The organism is Prevotella sp. oral taxon 475, assembly GCF_018127805.1.
Classification (GTDB): domain Bacteria; phylum Bacteroidota; class Bacteroidia; order Bacteroidales; family Bacteroidaceae; genus Prevotella.
Genome location: NZ_CP072334.1, coordinates 636580 through 657500, shown reverse-complemented (window position 1 = coordinate 657500; position 20921 = coordinate 636580). Strand labels below are relative to the sequence as shown.

Here is a 20921-nt window from a genome sequence, read left to right as displayed (position 1 = left end):
TTACCCTCCTTATCGTTACTTATACCTACATTTGCTTTTCCATGCGCTCCAGAAAGGGTCACCCCTCGCATTCTACGCACATGGAATGCTCCCCTACCGATACTTTTAATTTACATTACTATCCCGCGTCTTCGGTGTTTGCCTTATACCCGATTATTATCCATGCACGTCCCCTCGACCAGTGAGCTGTTACGCACTCTTTGAATGAATGGCTGCTTCCAAGCCAACATCCTGGCTGTCACCGGGAACATACTTCGTTAGACTAACTTAGGCAAAACTTCGGGACCTTAGACGGCGGTCCGGATTCTTCTCCTCTCGGGGACGGACCTTAGCACCCGCCCCCTTACTGCACAGCTTCTGTCCACAGGCATTCGGAGTTCGTCAGGTCGCGATAGGCGGTGAAGCCCTCTTGACCTATCGGTCGCTCTACCTCCTGAGGAGAACACTGCACGCGGCACCTAAATGCCTTTCGGGGAGTACGAGCTATCTCCAAGTTTGATTGGCCTTTCACTCCTACACACATCTCATCGGGAAGCTTTTCAACGCTTATCCGTTCGGACCTCCATCCCGCGTTACCGGGACTTCATCCTGGACATGTGTAGATCACTTGGTTTCGCGTCTACCACTACCAACTTAAACGCCCTATTCAGGCTCGCTTCCACTACGGATTCAAGTCTCATGACTCTTAACCTTGCTGGTAACGGTAACTCGTAGGTTCATTATGCAAAAGGCACGCCGTCACTGCTAAAAGCAGCTCCGACCGCTTGTAGGCGCATGGTTTCAGGAACTATTTCACTCCCCTCATTGGGGTGCTTTTCACCTTTCCCTCACGGTACTATTTCACTATCGGTCTCACAGGAGTATTTAGCCTTACCGGATGGTCCCGGCAGATTCACACAGGATTTCTCGTGTCCCGCGCTACTCAGGATACCGCTATGTCTTAATTGTCTTCGAATACGGGATTATCACCCTCTATGATCTCTCTTTCCAAAGAGTTCTTCTCAACAAATAAGTACAACAACGCGGTCCTACTACCCCGGCATTGCAAAAATACAACACCGGTTTGGGCTTTTCCCACTTCGCTCGCCACTACTAAGGGAATCATTTAATTATTTTCTTTTCCTCGGGGTACTAAGATGTTTCAGTTCCCCCGGTTTGCCTCACTACCTTTGCAGTGATACCTGTCCTTCTAACAGGTGGGTTGTCCCATTCGGAAATCTGCGTATCAATGGCTATTTGCACCTACACGCAGCTTATCGCAGCTTATCACGTCCTTCATCGCCTCTGTGAGCCTAGGCATCCGCCATGCGCCCTTATCTCGCTTCTTTAAAAAGTACTACCTTAAATAAAATCAAGATAGATACCCATACTTCAGCTACATCATCTATTATAGGCAATCATTTGCCTCGTCTATTCATGCAGTCTTGCTTGTATCAATATGCCAAAGAACTCATGCGATATATACACATCGCAAAGTGGAGAATAACGGATTCGAACCGTTGACCCCCTGCTTGCAAAGCAGGTGCTCTAGCCAGCTGAGCTAATCCCCCTAAAAATAGGGATTCCTAATCCAAGGTTCCTTCACTTACCTCCTACATATAAAAGGTATACGCTCAGGTAAACTTACCACCCTCAAACATCACTCTATCAAATCAGATGTAGTCCCAGGCAGACTTGAACTGCCGACCTCCACATTATCAGTGTGGCGCTCTAACCAACTGAGCTATAGGACTCAGGAGGCTTAACAAAATCTATAACCTAAAGACTCTGAGGAACCTATCGGGAAAGAAAGACAATAGTAGAGGCACAAGAGCTAAGAACAAACAAAACCCAAAACCATCTCAAAAAAGATGAAGGTAAGCCCATCCAGAAAGGAGGTGTTCCAGCCGCACCTTCCGGTACGGCTACCTTGTTACGACTTAGCCCCAATCACCGGTTTCACCCTAGGCCGACCCTTGCGGTCACGGACTTCAGGCGCCCCCGGCTTTCATGGCTTGACGGGCGGTGTGTACAAGGCCCGGGAACGTATTCACCGCGCCATGGCTGATGCGCGATTACTAGCGAATCCAGCTTCGTGGGGTCGGGTTGCAGACCCCAGTCCGAACTGAGGCGCGCTTTCAGGATTAGATGCTACTCACATAACACCAACTCGCTGTACGCGCCATTGTAACACGTGTGTAGCCCCGGACGTAAGGGCCGTGCTGATTTGACGTCATCCCCGCCTTCCTCACACCTTGCGGCGGCAGTATCTACAGAGTGCCCGGCATTACCCGATGGCAACTATAAAAAGGGGTTGCGCTCGTTATGGCACTTAAGCCGACACCTCACGGCACGAGCTGACGACAACCATGCAGCACCTCCGCAGCAGTCCCGAAGGACCTCATCATCTCTGAATCGTTCCGCTGCAGTTCAAGCCCGGGTAAGGTTCCTCGCGTATCATCGAATTAAACCACATGTTCCTCCGCTTGTGCGGGCCCCCGTCAATTCCTTTGAGTTTCACCGTTGCCGGCGTACTCCCCAGGTGGGATGCTTAACGTTTTCACTTGGTCACTGATATATATATACCAACAACGAGCATCCATCGTTTACCGCGTGGACTACCAGGGTATCTAATCCTGTTCGATACCCACGCTTTCGAGCATCAGCGTCAGTTAAGCTGCAGTAAGCTGCCTTCGCAATCGGAGTTCTTCGTGATATCTAAGCATTTCACCGCTACACCACGAATTCCGCCTACCTTCAGCATACTCAAGCCCCCCAGTTCGCGCTGCAAGTCAGATGTTGAGCAACTGAATTTCACAACACGCTTAAAAGGCCGCCTACGCTCCCTTTAAACCCAATAAATCCGGATAACGCCCGGACCTTCCGTATTACCGCGGCTGCTGGCACGGAATTAGCCGGTCCTTATTCATGCAATACCTGCAATAACCCACACGTAGGCTAATTTATTCTTGCATAAAAGCAGTTTACAACCCATAGGGCCGTCATCCTGCACGCTACTTGGCTGGTTCAGGCTTACGCCCATTGACCAATATTCCTCACTGCTGCCTCCCGTAGGAGTCTGGACCGTGTCTCAGTTCCAGTGTGGGGGACCTTCCTCTCAGAACCCCTACCGATCGATGTCTTGGTGGGCCGTTACCCCGCCAACTAACTAATCGGACGCATCCCCATCTATTACCGCAAAACCTTTAGTCTACTGCTGATGCCAATCGAAGACCACATACGGTATTAGTCCGACTTTCGCCGGGTTATCCCGTGGTAATAGGTAGGTTGGATACGCGTTACTCACCCGTGCGCCGGTCGCCATCATCGGTTGCAAGCAACCAACATGCTGCCCCGCGACTTGCATGTGTTAAGCCTGTAGCTAGCGTTCATCCTGAGCCAGGATCAAACTCTCCATTGTAAAAATGACGTTCGCATTTAAAATGCATTTCCCGATTGGACTATACCTATAAAACAATAAAAGTCTTACAACTCACATCGCTTTATCAAAAAGATGCTAATTAAGCACCCAGGTCTCATCGTCCATATAAAGTAACACCTCAAAAGGCGTCACCCGCTCTTGTACTACTACTGTCTATCAATACTTTCAATGAACTCTTTTCAATACGCTCCCAAAGCTAAAAAATAACCCGAAAGCGGATGCAAAGGTAAAACAAAAAACAACCACACACAAGAAAACACAAAGAAAATATTTTATAACTATCTATGTTTTTATAATTATTTACAACATAAGACCAAAAGAACAACATACACCTTATATATATTATACAACCAAAAGAAGGACATGAAAAATCGATCAACACAGATTCAGCAACCAGCAAACCACACCATCCAGGAAAGTCGACAATCAATCACCAAACTTCCATCCAGAAAAAAACACCGCGAAAATCTTCAACCATCAACCCAAACACCTTCTTTCCCACCGCTCAACGCCATCATCTCCGCTACTGAAAACCTCCTTCTCCACACCTCAAAACCTGAATGAAAACACACTACATAACCCTCTCATCATCAACACCTTACAAAACACCCTGCCATCTCTTAGCTTTTACACGCCAAAAGATAAGAAAACGACAGGCAAAAGATAAGAAAACAAACGGCAAAAGATAAGAAACGGGAATCAGTGGTAAAGGATCAGAGACAAAGAAAAAGGGAGAAAAGTTTGCTGATGAACGACAAAACGTCTATCTTTGTATAAAGAACTTCAAAAAGAAAGGGTTATGCAAATTGTCACAAGTCAAAAATTCGACATCCATCCTCCCATATATCGCAACCTGGTTGAGCAGGAGCCTATCCTTGTTTGCATGCAAGAATGCACATCTATGAGTGATCAGAGTGACCGATAACGCCGAATTTTTGTCGACAGAAGAACTCATTTCGATACAGAAAGGCCTGAAAACATCAACCCATCATTAGAAACAAAGCTTTCACAACATCTTTATTCCATCTCGAGACACGCGCAAACGGTTATGAATTTACCCGCATTTTACCACACCCACATTGAGAAACTAACTGCCGAGATTTCGATTTTGAAACGTCGGAATAGACTTTTCGTGATCGGCGAAATCGTCTTTTTCCTTGCCTTGGTGGGTTTTGTGATTCTTTATACTTTGATAGAAAATGGCGGATGGACGCTGTATGTCTCAGCGATCTGCCTGCTGGCCTACCTCGTTGTGCGGCGTTTCGACGTGAAGAACGATGAAAAGACCGATGCACTCGACCGGCTCCGGCAGACTTATCAAGCTGAGTTCGACTATCTAACAGGTTTTTTTGAGGACTTTGGCGACGGTTCCATCTATGCCGATAGTCATCATCCCTTTGCCCACGACCTGGATATTTTCGGTCCGAAATCGCTCTTTCAGCGCATCAATCGCACCGTGAGTCGTGGTGGAAGCGACCGATTGGCCCGTCGTCTCACCCTCCTGCCTGCCGACGAGACAAGGCCCCAGGAACTGGTTGCACTGCGACGGCAGGCCATCGACGAACTATCCCAGAAAGAAACCTGGCGAATGGCTTTTCTTGCCGAGGGTAGGCGCGTGACAGGAGGCATCGACACTCGACGCATTCTCGCCGCCTTAGCCGAAGCCAAAACCATTTCCATCCCGCAATTTGCCGCCCATCGTCTGCAGGTTGCACTCGTCTGTGCCTCGATAGCGGGCTTTTTTGTTTCGCTTACCCTATCCATCTTCACGTCGTTCAGCGCGCAAATTCCCATCTGGTGGGGAACGATCCACTTTTTCGGAGCCCTTCTTGTCTGCGCGAAATCGCTTCGGATGGTGAATCAATGCGTGGGTGTGCTACATCCAGAGCTGAAAGCCTACATCCACATTCTGCGTCTATTGGCAGACGAAGATTTCAAGGCTACGCTCACCCTTCAGGCAACAGAGACTCTGAAGGGTGCTCTCGAATCGTTCAACCGCCTGGAGAAAATCCTCGACACGTTAGATCGTCGTGGCAACATCTTGGGACTGATGCTTTCCAACACCTTGTTTCTGAGCGACTTTTTCCTGGTGCGCAATTTTCTCAAATGGCAACAATCCTACATGGAAAAGATCGCTCAGTGGGTGGATGCAGTGAGCGAAATAGACGCCAACGTGTCGATGGCCACCTTCCGTTTCAATCATCCCGAAGCTGTAGAGGCCGAAATCGTCGGTACAGACGGCATTTTCTATCATGCCGAACAACTGTATCACCCCTTCCTCGGACCCCAAGCCGTTCGCAACGACTTCAGCTTGGGGCATGCCGAATATCAGATCATAACGGGTGCGAACATGGCTGGCAAAAGCACTTTTCTACGTTCGGTAGGAGTGAACTACGTGTTGGCGATGGCCGGTCTGTCTGTGTTTGCGCGTCGGATGCAGGTATCTTGTTTTCAGCTATTCAGCAGTATGCGCACCAGCGACGACCTCACCCACGGCATTTCCTACTTCAACGCCGAACTGCTTCGGCTCGAACAGTTGCTCTCCTTTTGCCGTCGGCACTGCTACACCTTGATTATTCTCGACGAAATTCTCAAAGGCACCAACTCGCTCGACAAGCTCAACGGCTCTCGGCTCTTTCTCGAAACCATCGCGAAACAGCCCGTGAGCGGACTCATTGCCACGCACGACCTCGAACTTTCTAAGTTGGAAGATGCTCCCGGCAGTCCTTTCACCAACTATTGTTTTGAAATTGAGCTGGGCGACGACGTCACCTACAGCTACAAAATCCGTCGGGGCGTGGCGCAAAATCAGAACGCCACCTTCCTCCTCAAACAGATTCTGCAAGACAACGCCTGAGCCCAGGACAGCTCATCGGTCAAGACACACACAGGCAGAGAGTGCCCTATTTGCAGAAAACGGAGAAGTTTCACCTATTTATATATAGCTTGAACAACAAGCCTCACAAAGAAAATCCTCACACCATCATGATACTTATAGCCGTAAGCGGTTCTCGATACACCGACTGGGTGTTTGTAGAAGACGGAGAAATCGTTGAAAAAGAAAGAACAGAAGGACTCAACCCCTACTTTCAAACCCGAAAAGAAATCAGTCGAAGCGTGCGTCTGGGTCTGCCCGAGACCTGTTTTCACCGCAAGCTACAGCGGATTTACTACTACGGAGCGGGCTGTAGCAACGACTCGAAGAAGAAAATTGTGTCGCTCTCGCTCACCTCTCAGTTCAAAACACCTGTGATGGTGGAGAGCGACTTGCTGGCGGCGGCTCGCGGACTGTGCATCGAGACACCCGGTATTGCCTGTATTCTCGACACAGGATCGAACTCTTGCTACTACGACGGAGAGAAGATTGCGAAGAACGTTCAGCCCGGCGGCTTCATCTTAGGCGACGAAGGCAGCGGTTCGGCCATCGGAAAAGCCTTTCTCTCGGATGTCTTGAAGCGGCTGGCCCCCGAAGATTTGCTGATCGATTTCCTATATCAGCAGAACACAACACCCGCCGAAGTGATGGAAACGGTTTACAACACACCCCTCCCCCACTACTATCTCTCCTCCGTGGCGATGTTCCTTTGCGGCAGGCAACGTCAGCCTTATGTGCACCAGTTGGTGACCGAGAGCTTTCGCAGCTTCATCCAACGCAACCTCACACAATACGATTTCCGGCAGCAACCCGTTTATTTCACGGGCAACATCGCCCTCAACTATGCCGACTTACTGTGCGAAGTGTGTCGCGAATTCAGCTTCCAGCCCGCCCGAATAGAGGCAGACGTGCTGCCCGGACTGGTGAATTTTCACACCCGGAAATAAGAAAAGAGATACAGCGGAGAAAGAAAGAAGCGGAGGATGCGCCTGTTGGCACATCCTCCGCTTGGTTGTTGCAGGCTTGAAACCTGAAAGAGTTGTTCTGAATCGCAGGATGGATCACCCCAGCATCCACCTACAACGCCGTGAATGCAGCGAAGAAACCAAAAATCACACCAGGCGCATTGGCCAGCACCAAGGGGAAATCGCGCTTCTCTTTAAACAAGCCGTAGCACACCCACAGCGTGCAATTGACACCTGCCATAAAGGGTTGGATGAACGAACCCTTGTCGCCATTGAGGTTTTCTTGTATCTGTGGAAAATAAAACACATACATCAGGATGGAGGTACACATACCGATCCAACCTACATTACCAAAAAATTTTTCTTTATTCATCTCTCATCATCTATGATTAAACATGCAAAAGTAGATTTTTCTCCTCAAAAAACAGGCAAAATCCTCTTCCAAATGATATTTTTTCATGTTAGCCATCCTGACATCCTTTCCTTTCTTACCGTCCGGAGAATGGCCTTTTTCTTGCCGCAAAGATGATCCATCAAAAACAGATTTCTAAAACATTGAGAATCAAACGTTTACAGATCAACTTTCAAAACCTAAGCTTTTGCGAGCTGAAAGCTAAGAAAACGCGACTCAAAAGTTAAGAGAATGACATGTAAAAGCTAAGAGATGGAATAGGAAAGAGAAAAGGAGAAAGGAGAAAGAAGAGAAGGAGTAAGTAAAAAGAACCAGAGAAATAAAGAGGCAGAGAGAAATGGTGAAGGAGAAGAAAGTCTTCCCTTGCCCGGTCAACGCTTTGCGCTGCCGATCTGTTTCGTGATCGAAGAGGATGTTAAATCTTGTGTTTTAAATGATTTTTAACACAAAAATAAGTCTATGTATATTAATTTTCGGTAAATTTGCGACAACCCTATTGACAAACGCCTCGCAGCAACTGCGGGCGAAAGAGATTTAACCATCCTATATTATTAACCCCGTAAAGAAAGGACTTGCCAGGCACAGACAGATGAAATGCCCTCTAATGGCAGAGGGACAGGCGTAGTTTTTTACTTAACATTTCCAACTTAACAATCATATCTTTATGAAGAAATCTTATTGTTTCTACACAATGCTCGCCGTATGGGTGGGAGCTTCCGCCCCATTGAGCACGATGGCGGTGACGGGAACAGCACGGAACGTCGCCGAGCAACAAGACCAACAGAAACTCTCGGGCGTGATCACCGACCGTCAGGGCGACCCCATCACGGGTGCAACCATCACCATTGCGGGAAAAAACATCGGTGTGGTGTCCGACCTTAACGGACATTTCTCCATCGCAGCAAAGCCCGGCGAGCGGCTCAGCATCTCGTATGTGGGCTATAAAACCGTTAAAGTGGCAGCCGCCCACTCGATGAAAATCACATTGGAAGAGGATGCCGGACAAATCAACGAAGTGGTTGTCGTAGGTTATGGTACACAAAAGAAGGTGAATTTGACCGGTGCCGTGGCCAACGTCAACGTCGAAGAAGCCATCGCCAGCCGACCTATCACCGACGTAGCCAAGGCCTTACAGGGCATCACCCCGGGTCTGACCATTACCAATCGCATTGGCGGCGTGGGCACGGAATCGTCTGTGAAGCTGCGCGGTTCTGTGGGTTCGCTCAGCGCAGAGGGCGGAACGGCCCCGCTCATTTTGGTAGACAACGTCGAAGTGCCCAGTCTGAATCTCGTCAATCCCGACGACATCGAGACGATTTCGGTGCTCAAAGATGCGGCGTCGGCCTCTATTTACGGAACTCGTGCCGCATGGGGCGTGATTCTGATCACCACCAAGCAGGGAGCCAAGAACGACAAAGTGCGCGTATCCTACTCGAACAATTTTGCTTGGAACACCCCCACCAAGCTCCCCAAAGTGGCCTCAGCATCGGCTAATGCCGACTTTATCTGGCAGATTATGCAACGCGAAGGCGTGTCGCAAAAGAGCAATATCGGCTACACCATCGATGCGGATGCCGTGGCCAACATCAAGAAATGGGAAGAGAAATATGGCGGAATGTCGCAAGCCGAACTGGGAGAAATGCAGCAAGGACGCGACTTCGAGCTGAAAAACGGTAAGACGTATTTCTACCGTTCGTTCGACCCCATCAAAGAGTTCACCCGCAAATGGACACCGCAACAGAACCATAACCTCTCGGTAACGGGTGGTAACAAACGCACGACGTATAACATCAGCCTGAGCTATCTCACCCAGAGCGGTGTGATGAAGTTCAACACCGATCAATATGACCGTTATACGCTGCACAGCAACATCACAACGGCCATCACAGACTGGTGGAAGGTGCGCACAAACGTGCTTCTCACCCGCACCAACCACGACGAACCCTATCGATTCACCTCGGGTCAGTATGATGCTTGGTTCTATCTGCTGCGCTGGCCTCGCTGGTATCCGTATGCCGACTATCAGGGAAAACCGTTCCGTTCGGCCGTGACCGACATCAAAAACGGCAATCGCGAGAGTCTCGCCACCACCTATGTGCGTGCCAATGTGGGAACGGAAATCACACCGTTGAAGAACCTCACGGTGAACTTCGACTACACCTTCTCTTATAGCAACGATGCCAAGAAACGCAACGGAGGAACGGTGATGGCCTATAACATGTTTGCCACAGCCCCCTTCAGCAGCTATCAAAGCATCTATGGCACAACGCATGATCGTGTGGTGCAGATCAGTCGCTACACGTTGCAAAACATTTTCAAGGGTTATGCCACCTATAACATGAACATCAACAAAGATCACGCTCTGAAATTAATGGCCGGTTTCGACGCAGAAACACGCGAAGGACTGGGCCACTACTCCGAGCGTAGAGGGCTCTTCAACACTTCGCTGACCGAGATTGCTATGACCGGAGGCGACCAATATGCCTTCGACAGCGACGACAGCTTCCATAAAGACTTTGCTGCTGCAGGCTTCTTCGGTCGTGTGAACTACGACTTCTTGCAACGCTATCTCTTCGAGTTCAACGCCCGTTACGACGGTTCGTCCAACTTCCCCACTGGTAAGAAGTTCGCCTTCTTCCCCTCTTTCTCCGCCGGTTGGCGTGCTTCAGAAGAGAAATTCTTTGCCTGGGCCAAGCCAGCCCTCTCCAATCTAAAGCTGAGAGGCTCGTGGGGAACGATAGGAAACCAGGACGTAGAGGCCTACTCTTACCTTTCGACCATCACATCGACAGCTTCCGACTGGGTAGTAGGTGGAAAAGAGGTGCTGGGACTGAAGTCGCCCACGATCCACTCAGGCAGTCTGACCTGGGAACGCGTCTCTACCATCGACCTGGGTTTAGAGGCTGGCTTCTTTAACAATGAGCTCAACTTCACCTTCGACTGGTATCGCCGCGTCACTTCCGACATGCACACCAACGGAGAGACGCTTCCTTCTACCTTCGGAGCCAAGGCTCCCAAAATCAACTTTGGCGAACTCACCGGCACCGGCCTCGAACTGGGCATCACTTATCAGCACCAATTCAACAACGGACTGGGCGTATCGCTCGCCGCCAGTTTCTCTCACGTTACGGAAAAGATTACGAAGTTCAACTCGCAATCGCGCGACATCGACGGTAACTACAAAGGCAAACGCCTCGGAGAGATCTGGGGATATGAAACCGATCGCCTCTTTCAGGCCGACGACTTCAAACCCGACGGCACTCTTAAAGACGGTATCCCCTCACAAGCTCTCTACGAATCGGGCGCATTCAAGTTCGGTCCGGGCGACGTGAAATACAAAGACCTCGACGGAGACGGCAAGATTACCTACGGAAAGAACACCGTCGAACATCCGGGCGACCAGAAAGTGATTGGCAACTACCTGCCCAACTACGAATACAGCTTCACTCTCGGTGCCACCTACAAAGGTTTCGACTTCAGTGCTTTCTTCCAAGGCGTGGGCAAACGTGACTTCTGGGCCGTGGGTTCTTTAGCCATCCCCTCCGGAGGCTCGGGCTATATGGACGCCGCCTTTGAACATCAGATGGACTATTGGACACCTACCAACACCGGAGCTTTCTATCCCCGGCCCGCCAACATGGCCTGGAACAGTAACGCAAAGAACTTCTTGCGCCAAACACGCTACCTGGCCAACATGGCTTATCTGCGCTGCAAGAACCTCACCTTGGGCTATACGCTGCCCAATGACATCGTGAAGAAAATCTGCTTACAGAGTTTCCGCATCTACTTCAGTGCAGAAAACCTCTTCGAGTTCGATAGTCTCAACCTCCCCATCGACCCCGAGACAACTACCTATCGGAGCGACTTCAAGAAAGAAGCTTCCTGGTCGTTTGGCCGCAGCTATCCTTTCTCGCGCACACTTTCGTTTGGCGTTCAAGCCGTATTCTAACAATTAAAAACGATACAATTATGAAACACAAGATATTAGGCATCAGCATGGCCTTGGCCGCATTGACATTGGTGTCCTGCAACGACTTCCTCACACGCAACCCACTCGACCGGGCAGAAGACAAAGACGCTTTCTGGTCGTCGGAAACCAGCGTCCGGCACTCTGTCTACAACCTCTACCCCACCTATTTCCCGGGCTACCGATCGGGATGGAACCGCTCCGACTGGTTCGCAGAAACCGACATCGCCGACTGGACCGACGACAACGCCCAGCAAAAGGCCACCTTCTTCACCAAAGTGGCCCCCGCAGTGCAAAGCAAATCCAAGTGGAGCTTCGACGACGTGCACGTCATCAACGTCATGATCGACCGTATCAGCAAAAACCACATGGAAGACGAGGCCCGGAAACACTGGCTCGGCGTAACCCGTTTCCTCCGCGCCTTAGAGTACGCCAAGCTCGTTTCGCGCTTCGGAGACGTGCCTTACTACAACGCACCCATCGATGCCAAAGACCGACAAACGCTTTATAAAGCCCGTACACCTCGCATCGAAGTAATGGATAGCGTCCTGGCCGACCTTAAATACGCTATGGCCAACGTCCGAATTGCCGACGGCGAGAATGGCCTCACCATTAATCGCGATGTTGTCTACGCCTACGCTACGCGCTTGCTGCTCTTCGAAGGGACCTGGCAAAAATACCATTCCGCCAACACCGTAGCAGCCACGAAATACCTCAAAGCTGCCAAAGAATATGCCGAATACATCATCAACAGCGGTAAATACAGCTTGTGCAGCAACTACAAAGCCTTGACCACATCACTTGACTTGGCCGGTAACCCCGAAATCATCCTCTATCGCTCCTACGTAGATGGAGAAGTGACCCACAGCCTCATGACCTTCCAGAACACGGAAGCTGAGAACGCCAGTCCTTCCAAATCACTCATCGACAGTTACCTCACCAAGAACGGACTGCCCATCGCCCAAGCTGGCAATACCCAGTACAAAGGCGACCAGTGGTTCTACGACGAAATCGCCGACCGCGACCCACGTCTCTACGCTCATATCGACACCACCGAGCTACAACTTACAGGCGTAGCCGCCGTCTATGCCATCTCGGGCTACTTTGCTAATCGCTTTGTTAACGAGACCCTTAAAAACCTTCCCGGAGGTCGAAGCACGACCTGCATCACCGATGCGCCTGTGATGAAGCTCAACGAAGTGTTGATGAATTACATTGAAGCTGCTGCTGAGCTCGCCACCCTCGGTGCCTATACCCTCACACAAGCCGACTTCGACAAAACTATCAACCTTATCCGCGACCGACCAAGCACGGCTATGCCCCACCTCACCCTATCGGGCAACGATCTGCAAGTGAACGGTGTCATCCTCAACGATCCCACTCGGGATAGCGATGTGCCGTCGATACTGTGGGAGATTCGCCGCGAACGACGCATCGAACTTGCCTACGAAGGCATCCGCTTCGACGACCTGCGCCGCTGGAAAAAACTGGACTACGCCGATATGACCATCAACACCAAGCTCAACCGAGGTGCCTGGATCGACAAAACCCGATACGTAGCCTGGTATAACGCCCATCATACCAAGCCTATCACCCTCGCCTCGCTCGACAAACTCATTCTCGACCGGCCAGGAACTTCCGGCTATATTCTCCCCATCACTAAAACCACGCTCCTGCGTACCTATAAGACGAAAGACTATCTCTATCCCATCCCCGTAGATCAACTCACTCTCTACGAACAAAACGGCTACACCCTGACACAAAATCCAGGTTGGTAGCCTCCACCTCCCAAAACTGTCCGAGGTCTTTCCTCGGTACTACCATTAGCCGGCTCTTAGCTTCTATCAAGCATAAGAGCCGGCTTTTTCCGTCCTTCTCCCCTCCCCTATCTCTATCATACCCTCATTGATAACACTTCTGTAAAAGTCTATCTATTGTACCTCACAAACTACCGCAGTTTGGAGAGCAAAAAAAATTCCTGCACAGACCTTTTTAGTGTCTGCGTTGAGAATAAATTTTATTTCCTTATTTTCTTGCGTTTTGTTGGATCGAAAACAAAAATCCCCGCCGTTCGATGGAGAACAGCGGGGAGGAATCTGTAAAAGACTGTTTGTTAAGCCGCCAAATTGGGGAACTTCTCGGCCAAAACCTTGAAGAAATGCTTGCCTGTGGCATAAGCCAAGAGGCGACGATAGGGATTGTAGGTAAGAAACTTCGTCTGCGTAGGATAGAGCACCGAGCAGAGATAGAGTTCGCGCATGCCCTCATCGCTGGGAATGGAAAGCGTGAAGAAATCGGCAGCATCGCCCAGTTCGGTGGGGATGCGTGTCTCGTTTTCCTTTCGGATGGTGGCCTGCGATAGACGATCGTTGCCGAAAAGCATATGTTTGGTCACCTTCTCTTCAGTATTGAGTTGGAAGATATGCAGTCCGTCCTCGGTAAGGAGCAACGGGACGGGCACCTGCACCGTCGTAAACTTCACCGTCCCGAGGGTGAGCGCACTCTTGAGGACATCTTTTCCGGCCGTCTTCATGTGCTCTTTTGCGTCAGGAAGATGATAAACGTAGTTGGCTGCCAGCACTTTCTTGCCCTCCAAGTGCTTAATACACTCGGCGAAATCGCTTTTGTAGAGTACTTCGATATCGCTATCGCTAAAATTACGCGCAGCTTCTTCTGCCTTCGAACGCTCAAGGGCTTTCTTGGTAACTTTACGCTTGTAGATCTGACTGATCACCAGTCCGGCGATGACAATCACCGCCATAAGAATCATGTTCTTGGGTTCCATTGTTTATAATTTAGTGGGTTGAATTGTGTCGTCTTTTCTTGAAGGGATAGCACCCCATATCATCAAACCGATAATGAGCAGGACTACGATCTTGCCACCGTAACGCGTGTAGAAAGGTAATTGAAGTAGGTCGGCCTCGTCAAGGTTTTTCGCCTTGAGATATTCCTTAATAAAAGTCCGCGCTTTGGGTGTGTCGGTCTCATAGTAGGTTTCGCTCTTCGCGTCGTACAATACCAGTTTAGGCTCCTCTTCAATCCATAGGGGCAAAATGTAGGCGATGTTGAATTCTTTGTGAAAACGTGCCAGATCAAGCAGTTTGCCGTCTACTTCGATACTGTCTTTCTTAGGAATCTCATACACCACTTTGATCACCTCGCGCGTTCCGACGGGTATTTTCACCTTGGCATAAGTTGCCATAGGCAATCCTAAAAGTAATGTTAGCAAAATGGGGATTTTGATGAGTCTAATTCTCTTCATACTCTCTTTTTAATATTTGTTGAACGATTTTATCGGTGCAAAGATAAATGGTTTCCACGGAATGTTAACACAAGCTTGTTTGTCTTCCCCGTTTATTAATCCTTATTAAGAAAACGGTCGATGTTTTAACGACCTCTATTTTTCCATGCTCAATGCGAAACGAGCAGTATGAGAGATGTGATGTGAAGACATAAAAAAAAGAGAAATCCTCTTTCAAGTTGGATTCCTCTTTTAAGTTGTCCCAGATGGATTCGAACCACCACTGACAGAACCAAAAACTGTAGTGCTACCATTACACCATGGGACAATTGCGGTTGCAAAGGTAACGGTTTTTTAGGCTACGACCAAATGTTTACCGTTTTTTTTCCTCGAAGAGCATCTGAATATGGTTTTCACCACCGGTTCAGTCCTTCTCAATGAGAGCTACGGCGTAGGCGGCCATTCCTTCTTCGCGCCCAACGAAGCCCATCCGTTCGGAAGTGGTGGCTTTGATAGAGATGTCGTCTTCACTGATACCAATAATGGCAGCCATGCATGCTTGCATGGCGGGGATGTGAGGATTGATCTTGGGTTGCTCGGCACAAATAGTAGCATCGATGTTCCCCACGCGGTAGCCTTTAGTGGCGATGAGCTGGATGGTTTTCTTCAGCAGTATTTTACTGTCTACATCAAGCGTTTCAACCGCGGTGTCGGGAAAGTGATAACCGATGTCGCGCATGTTGGCCGCTCCAAGCAAGGCGTCGCAGATAGCGTGGATGAGCACGTCGGCGTCGCTGTGGCCTAACAGGCCTACACTGTGTTCTATCTTGATACCACCAAGCCAAAGGGCTCGTCCTTCTGAAAGGCGGTGTACATCGTATCCAAATCCGATTCTATTCATCTTGTTAGTTGATGAGTTGATGAGTTGACAAGTTGATGAGGAGGTTTCCTGGTGAGTTGACGAGTTAATAAGGTAAACTCCTTGTTAACTTGTTAACTTGTCAACTTCCCAACTACTTAAATAAATCTTTGATTCCGTCCATATCGAAGCTGAGGGTGAAACGCAGGGTCTGGTCGAGCGGATTACTTTTCGCCGTGGCGATGACATAACCTGCGTCGAGGGTAAAGGCACTCATGCGGAAGCCAGCTCCGACCGTGAAATATTTCCGATTTCCTTTATTGGCACTCTCGTGGTGGTATCCGGCGCGCAGGGTGAACTTGTCATTATAGATGTATTCGGCTCCGAGGCTGTAGTTGATTTCTTCCAGTTCCTCTTTAAAACCACCCGGCGCGTCGCCGAAGCTCTTGAAGATGCCGCCGATAGAGGAGATATCGTAATAGTCGCGCTGCTCGCGGCGTTGAAATTCTTCAGTGGTTTCGCCTTTGCGTTGGTGAGGAGCGGTGGGCACGAGCAGTTTGTTGGCATCTGCAGCGATGGTGAATCGGTTGTATTCGTCGATGGGCACCATCAACGAGGCTCCTAAACGGAGATTGGTGGGAATAAAATCGCTATGGAGATCGTTACCCATCGAGATTTTGCTACCAATGTTAGAGATGTTCATTCCAAGACCCAACTGACATTCACGCTGACCAAGGTTGACGTAGTTCTGATAGTAAAGCCCGAGATCAGCGGCAAAGGCCGACCCTGGCGAGGTGTTGTCGGTGTAACTATAAGTGAGGTCGGAGTAGATCCAACGCACGCCGGCAGCAATGGAGAATTTCTCGCTGAGCATGAGCGAATAGGCTACGTCGACAGACATTTCGTAGGGTTTGATGGTGAGCCCGGTACCACCGCCTTTCGTGATGGTGGTTACTTCACCCAAAGAGAAGTAACGCACAGATCCAGAGATAGCACTGTAGTCTCCTATACGATAGTAGCCGGCGAGATAGGCCAGTCCAATGTCGTTGACCAACTGTCGGAGCCACGGGGTATAACTCAAGGCCACGCCCGAACGCGAGATGGCAAACGGGTATTTAGCGGGATTCCAATACTGTGATACGGCGTCGGCCTCTGTTGCCGCACCCACGTCGCCCATTCCTGCCGAGCGAGCATCGGGAGCGATCATCTGCGAGGTGGCAGCCGTTCTGACAGGGTTGAAGAGTTTCACTTTATAGTCTTCGTCGGCCCTGGCTGTCGAGATGCACAGAAGGAGCAGAGAAAGAATCGTGATTCGTTGGATTTTATTCATCAATCTGAAAGGATTTGTTGTATTTGTGGATTTAAAATCGTTTCGTTATCGGCAAAAGTGTTATCCCTCTACGTGGGAATTCGAGAAAACGCTGTGGCTCAACGGAGACGTAGAATAAACGCTGGCGGGGGATTATTTATTGTTGAGGACGATTAATTTCCGCACTTTCGACGTTTTCGTCCCTCCTTTGGCGGCGAGTTTCACGCGATAAAGATAGATACCAGTTTGTAGTCGGCTACCATCAGCCGTGGTCAAGTCCCAGCTTTTGGTGTAGCTACCCAGGGCACTAGCGCCGGTTTCTGAAGAAGTCCATAATTGCCTTCCGGAAGAGTCGAACACCTCTATCTCCACATCCATGGGCGTTGCGCCCATATCGTGACTCACAATAAAGGTAGTGGTAGTGCGGGTGGGATTCTCGGTAGCGTTGATGTCTACCTCTCCAGTGAGCATTCCACGCACCACATAGAAGCGGAGCGAGGCAGAAGAAGAGTTATTCTGCACGTCCCAAGCACGGAAAGTGAGGGTGTGCGGACCTTCTGAGAGTTCTGGCAGAGAGAAGAAGACGGAGCCCGAGGTATACGATCCGAAGTCGTAAGCGAAATAATCGTTGAGATTATAGGTGGTAGCCATCTGACCGTCGACAATGAGTTGTAGGTCGTGTCCCACGCTACTGCCCGTGGTATTGAGCCCGTCTTTATCCGAAATCTTGGCCACGAAGAGAGGCTGACTGTTCACATTGCCGCCATCGACAAAAGCAGGCGAGTTGAGATAACAGTAGATGGAGGGCCCGATGGAGTCGTTATGCGTCATAGAGGCTCCACCTACGGTGAAACGGTCGCAGGCTCCGTGGGCTTTCACCGTATGGGCATTGTCTACGGCGTAGAGGTTCATCAGTCCCGTACCGCTGTCGTAACGAATATCCCTGGGAACGGCAAAAACAAAGGAGAACTTTCCACCACGCACGCTATCAGCTCCGTGATAAAGCGTATTCAGTCGGTCGGTGTATTGGAACGGCGTTTCAGCTCCCTCTTTCGAAGTATTGTTCAGTCTACAAGTGATGTCTTCCTTTTTATCTCTCACAGTGGCCGTCACAACGCCCTCGAAGGTAGGATATCCCTCTACGTGCCCCTTCACGGTGACAATACTGCCAGCCTTAAGCGAAGGTTGATGGGAGGCGACATCGAGACCGTTGATCGAATCGACCACCACGCGAGCCGTAGGCCGATTGAGCACAAGGGCCGGATCGCCCAGAAGCGAATATTGCAGTTTGTTGGTCGTTCGATCCTGTCCGCTGGTAATCATGAGATTCTTAGCCAGCCGTTGGGCCTCGCCGATAGAGACGGGCCGACCACCAACGTCGCTAAGCACATAGCGCAGATAAGCACGGTTGATGAGTTTGTTGTAGTAAGCGTAGACAGTGCGAGTAGTTCCGAAAAAGGCTACGGCACCGCCATGGGGATTGAGGATAGCAGCCTCGCCGATAGTGGGAACGGAACCATCGAAAGGCATAATATCGCACGAGGCGGTGACCCAGAGCGGCAGATTCTTGTTGGAGAAACTCTTGAAGTCGTTGAGTCGAAGTACCGATTCATGCGAGACCTGATCCGTTCGACCATGGCCAGCATAGTCCATCACCAGCGCACCCGATTGCTGATATTGCTTGACAACGGCCGTCACCTCGGGATAGGAGTAGCCCGTAGAACTGGATTCGCGTTTATAGGTGTCCCACATTACTTTCTTCACCAAGTAGCCGGGGTGTGTGGCGGCCACGTCTTCAGCCACCTCGTTGACATCCCGCATGTGCAGATTGTTATTGCCGTCATCGCCCATGAAGACGAGCGTGTTTTGCCAGGCACCAGCGTTCCGATTGGTGGCATAGGCGATAGTTTTATCGACGAGCGTCTTGGCATCGGACTCGCTGACAACGGGAAATCTTCCCACGGCCAGGTCGAGTTGGTCGATCTCCTGCGGATTGGAACCCTCTCCATCATCGAGAAGAGCAAAGAATCCGTCGTCGACGTAACATTCCACCTCATTAAAGGAGTTCTCGCTCTCGTAGCACAATAAATAGTCGTCGACGGAAGCCGCTCGCCAGTCGGCCGTTCGCATGCGATTGTCCCAGGCACAGTCGCCGAAGAGGAGCAGATAGCGAGGCATGTCAACAGAGGATTCGGCACGGTCGTAGAGCATCTTGAGATATCGCCGGTAGGCATTGGCATCGGGCGTACCACTGGAGAACTCGTTATAGATTTCGTCGGCCGGAACGATTCTCACCCGCAGTCCGTCGCGCTGCTCATGAAAAGTTTGCAGCCGTTGTGCCTGCGCCAGCAACTTTTGCGAAGTGGGAATGATGATCACCATGTCGGCGGCGGTGTGAGCATGAAGGTCTTGCGGGGTAATGTTGTAGACATATTCGGGCACGGGAAAAGCATCGGTCCAAAGATTAGGTGCGGGGCGAGGCTCGTTACAGGTAAGGGCGATGTGGTCCACCCGAACGGGACCGCCGCCCGTTACCTCCACCTGAATCTCGTTGACGGGTAGGAAGCGCGTGACGCTTTGGACGAGCGTCTGCGAACTACCCTTATCGTAGCTACCGAGCCGAATATCCATCGAGCCAATTACGCGTCCGTCCATCATCACCCGGGCCGTGCTGGAACTGCCGGCTGAGAGCGTAATGCTCATCTTCCCTGCCGCCTCGGCTACAGGCGCAGCCAAAGTATAGGTTTTGGAAGAGCCGGCAGCGATGGGGGCATCTTCAAAAAGATTGCGACCGCCCTGATACCAGGCGAAATCATCCACCTCGTGCAGTGTGTGATAATCGTCTGCGGCGGGATAGAACGAGGCCAGGAACGCGGTCTCGTCGAGAGTCTGAGGCGGGGCGTCGTCCTGTGTAAGAAAATAGTAGCCGTAGTCGGAATAGGGATTGCGGATGCGCTGCGTGGCCGTAACCGAAGGCCAGCTCACAGGACCACGAGCATAAAATAGTCGGCGGCCGCCCACGGTGCAGGTAGGCACTTCGTGCAAGTCATCGTAGGCTTTGAGATCGGCCTCGAGGAGCGTTTCGTTTTGCAGATTTCCACCGTAGCCATACACTTTCACCCGACTGAGATCGCTGAATCCGGCCCGACGTACCAGAGCTTCAGTGAGTTCATACACGCCACTGGCCGAAACGCGAATCTTAGCCCATCGCCCTGTCGAGAGCACCGAGTGTGCGGCGTATCTCCCAGAGGCTGCCGTGGCACGCGTGGCAGCAGCCTTGCGCTGCGAGCGTTTCAGAGCCTTGGCCTCTACCTTGAGCATGAAACTGACGAGCATACGATACTTTCCCTCCCGAAACACCAGCGGGCAGAAGCCAACGTGGAGTGCGGGCCGTTTGCGGTCGAGAGCGATGCGCTGAGTTACGACGGGCAAAGATGGCGGCCTCTCATCCGAAAGGCGGCGATAGGCAGCAATGTCTCGTGGGGTCATCTCGACAAAGTCGGGATAGACGATGGAAACGGTGTAAAGCGAATCTTGCCAATGACCTTGGAGCGGAATGCTGTAGCCAAAGTGGGGCATGAGACTGTCTACCCGTACCTGATCGTAGGTGAGGTTGAAAAATCGTTGCGCCACCGCCTGCTGTCCCAACAGAAGGAGCAACAGACCAAGGGTGAACCTTATGGAAAGTGTGTGAAATCTTGATTTTCTCATTCTCTATCTTTCCCAATCTTGGGAAGCTCGCTTTTTCTTATTTTTAAGCTCTCCCAAAGTTGGGAAGCCTCGTTTGTTCTGTTTTTAGGCTTTCCCAAGTTTGGGAAGCTCACTTGTTCTTATTTTTAAGTTCTCCCAACTTTGGGAAACCTGTTTTTTGT

The 20921-nt window shown here is 50.5% G+C and carries 11 protein-coding genes, 3 tRNA genes and 2 rRNA genes (1 of these 16 running past the window's edge); 5 read left to right on the top strand and 11 right to left on the bottom strand.

Going from position 1 to position 20921, the window contains the following annotated elements:
- The 4 genes from J5A66_RS02490 to J5A66_RS02475 all read right to left on the bottom strand — a co-directional run.
- Positions 1-1328 (bottom strand): 23S ribosomal RNA (locus J5A66_RS02490); it reaches 1581 nt to the left of the window's first position.
- Positions 1329-1476: 148 nt separating this feature from the next.
- Positions 1477-1550, bottom strand: a tRNA-Ala gene (locus tag J5A66_RS02485).
- A gap of 109 nt (positions 1551-1659) precedes the next feature.
- A tRNA-Ile gene (locus tag J5A66_RS02480) sits at positions 1660-1733 on the bottom strand.
- A gap of 137 nt (positions 1734-1870) precedes the next feature.
- Positions 1871-3400 (bottom strand): 16S ribosomal RNA (locus tag J5A66_RS02475).
- Together the 16S and 23S rRNA genes with 2 tRNA genes alongside form the textbook arrangement of a ribosomal RNA operon.
- A 384-nt stretch (positions 3401-3784) precedes the next feature.
- On the opposite strand from J5A66_RS02475, the gene J5A66_RS02470 reads away from it, so the two are divergent.
- From J5A66_RS02470 to J5A66_RS02460, 3 genes are all read left to right on the top strand, one after another.
- Positions 3785-3985: a hypothetical protein gene (locus J5A66_RS02470; RefSeq protein ID WP_211790887.1), complete on the top strand. Its 201-nt coding sequence runs from the start codon at positions 3785-3787 to the stop codon at positions 3983-3985.
- A gap of 484 nt (positions 3986-4469) precedes the next feature.
- Positions 4470-6278: a DNA mismatch repair protein MutS gene (locus J5A66_RS02465; protein WP_211790886.1), complete on the top strand. Its 1809-nt coding sequence runs from the start codon at positions 4470-4472 to the stop codon at positions 6276-6278.
- 128 nt (positions 6279-6406) lie between these two features.
- Positions 6407-7243, top strand: a complete 837-nt coding sequence (locus J5A66_RS02460) for a hypothetical protein (RefSeq protein WP_211790885.1) — start codon at positions 6407-6409, stop codon at positions 7241-7243.
- A gap of 130 nt (positions 7244-7373) precedes the next feature.
- Here the strand turns inward: J5A66_RS02460 and J5A66_RS02455 are convergent, their stop codons facing one another.
- Complete coding sequence (locus J5A66_RS02455) at positions 7374-7634, bottom strand: SemiSWEET family transporter (protein WP_211790884.1); 261 nt, start codon at positions 7632-7634, stop codon at positions 7374-7376.
- A 703-nt stretch (positions 7635-8337) separates the two neighbouring features.
- On the opposite strand from J5A66_RS02455, the gene J5A66_RS02450 reads away from it, so the two are divergent.
- Both J5A66_RS02450 and J5A66_RS02445 read left to right on the top strand, forming a co-directional pair.
- Positions 8338-11622 carry a TonB-dependent receptor gene (locus J5A66_RS02450; protein ID WP_211790883.1) on the top strand — a complete coding sequence of 1095 codons (3285 nt, stop codon included), beginning with the start codon at positions 8338-8340 and terminating at the stop codon, positions 11620-11622.
- Positions 11623-11642: 20 nt separating this feature from the next.
- Entirely contained in the window at positions 11643-13418 is a 1776-nt protein-coding gene (locus tag J5A66_RS02445; RefSeq protein WP_211790882.1) for a RagB/SusD family nutrient uptake outer membrane protein, read from the top strand.
- A gap of 335 nt (positions 13419-13753) precedes the next feature.
- On the opposite strand, the gene J5A66_RS02440 is transcribed toward J5A66_RS02445, so the two are convergent.
- From J5A66_RS02440 to porU, 6 genes are all read right to left on the bottom strand, one after another.
- Positions 13754-14425: a hypothetical protein gene (locus J5A66_RS02440; RefSeq protein WP_211790881.1), complete on the bottom strand. Its 672-nt coding sequence runs from the start codon at positions 14423-14425 to the stop codon at positions 13754-13756.
- A gap of 3 nt (positions 14426-14428) precedes the next feature.
- Positions 14429-14902: a hypothetical protein gene (locus J5A66_RS02435; RefSeq protein WP_211790880.1), complete on the bottom strand. Its 474-nt coding sequence runs from the start codon at positions 14900-14902 to the stop codon at positions 14429-14431.
- A 236-nt stretch (positions 14903-15138) separates the two neighbouring features.
- Positions 15139-15209 (bottom strand) — tRNA-Gln (locus J5A66_RS02430).
- 96 nt (positions 15210-15305) lie between these two features.
- Positions 15306-15782 carry a 2-C-methyl-D-erythritol 2,4-cyclodiphosphate synthase gene (gene ispF / locus J5A66_RS02425; protein ID WP_211790879.1) on the bottom strand — a complete coding sequence of 159 codons (477 nt, stop codon included), beginning with the start codon at positions 15780-15782 and terminating at the stop codon, positions 15306-15308.
- 112 nt (positions 15783-15894) lie between these two features.
- Positions 15895-17070, bottom strand: a complete 1176-nt coding sequence (porV, locus tag J5A66_RS02420) for a type IX secretion system outer membrane channel protein PorV (protein ID WP_211790878.1) — start codon at positions 17068-17070, stop codon at positions 15895-15897.
- A gap of 132 nt (positions 17071-17202) precedes the next feature.
- Positions 17203-20760: a type IX secretion system sortase PorU gene (porU, locus tag J5A66_RS02415; protein ID WP_211790877.1), complete on the bottom strand. Its 3558-nt coding sequence runs from the start codon at positions 20758-20760 to the stop codon at positions 17203-17205.
- Positions 20761-20921 lie beyond the last annotated feature (161 nt).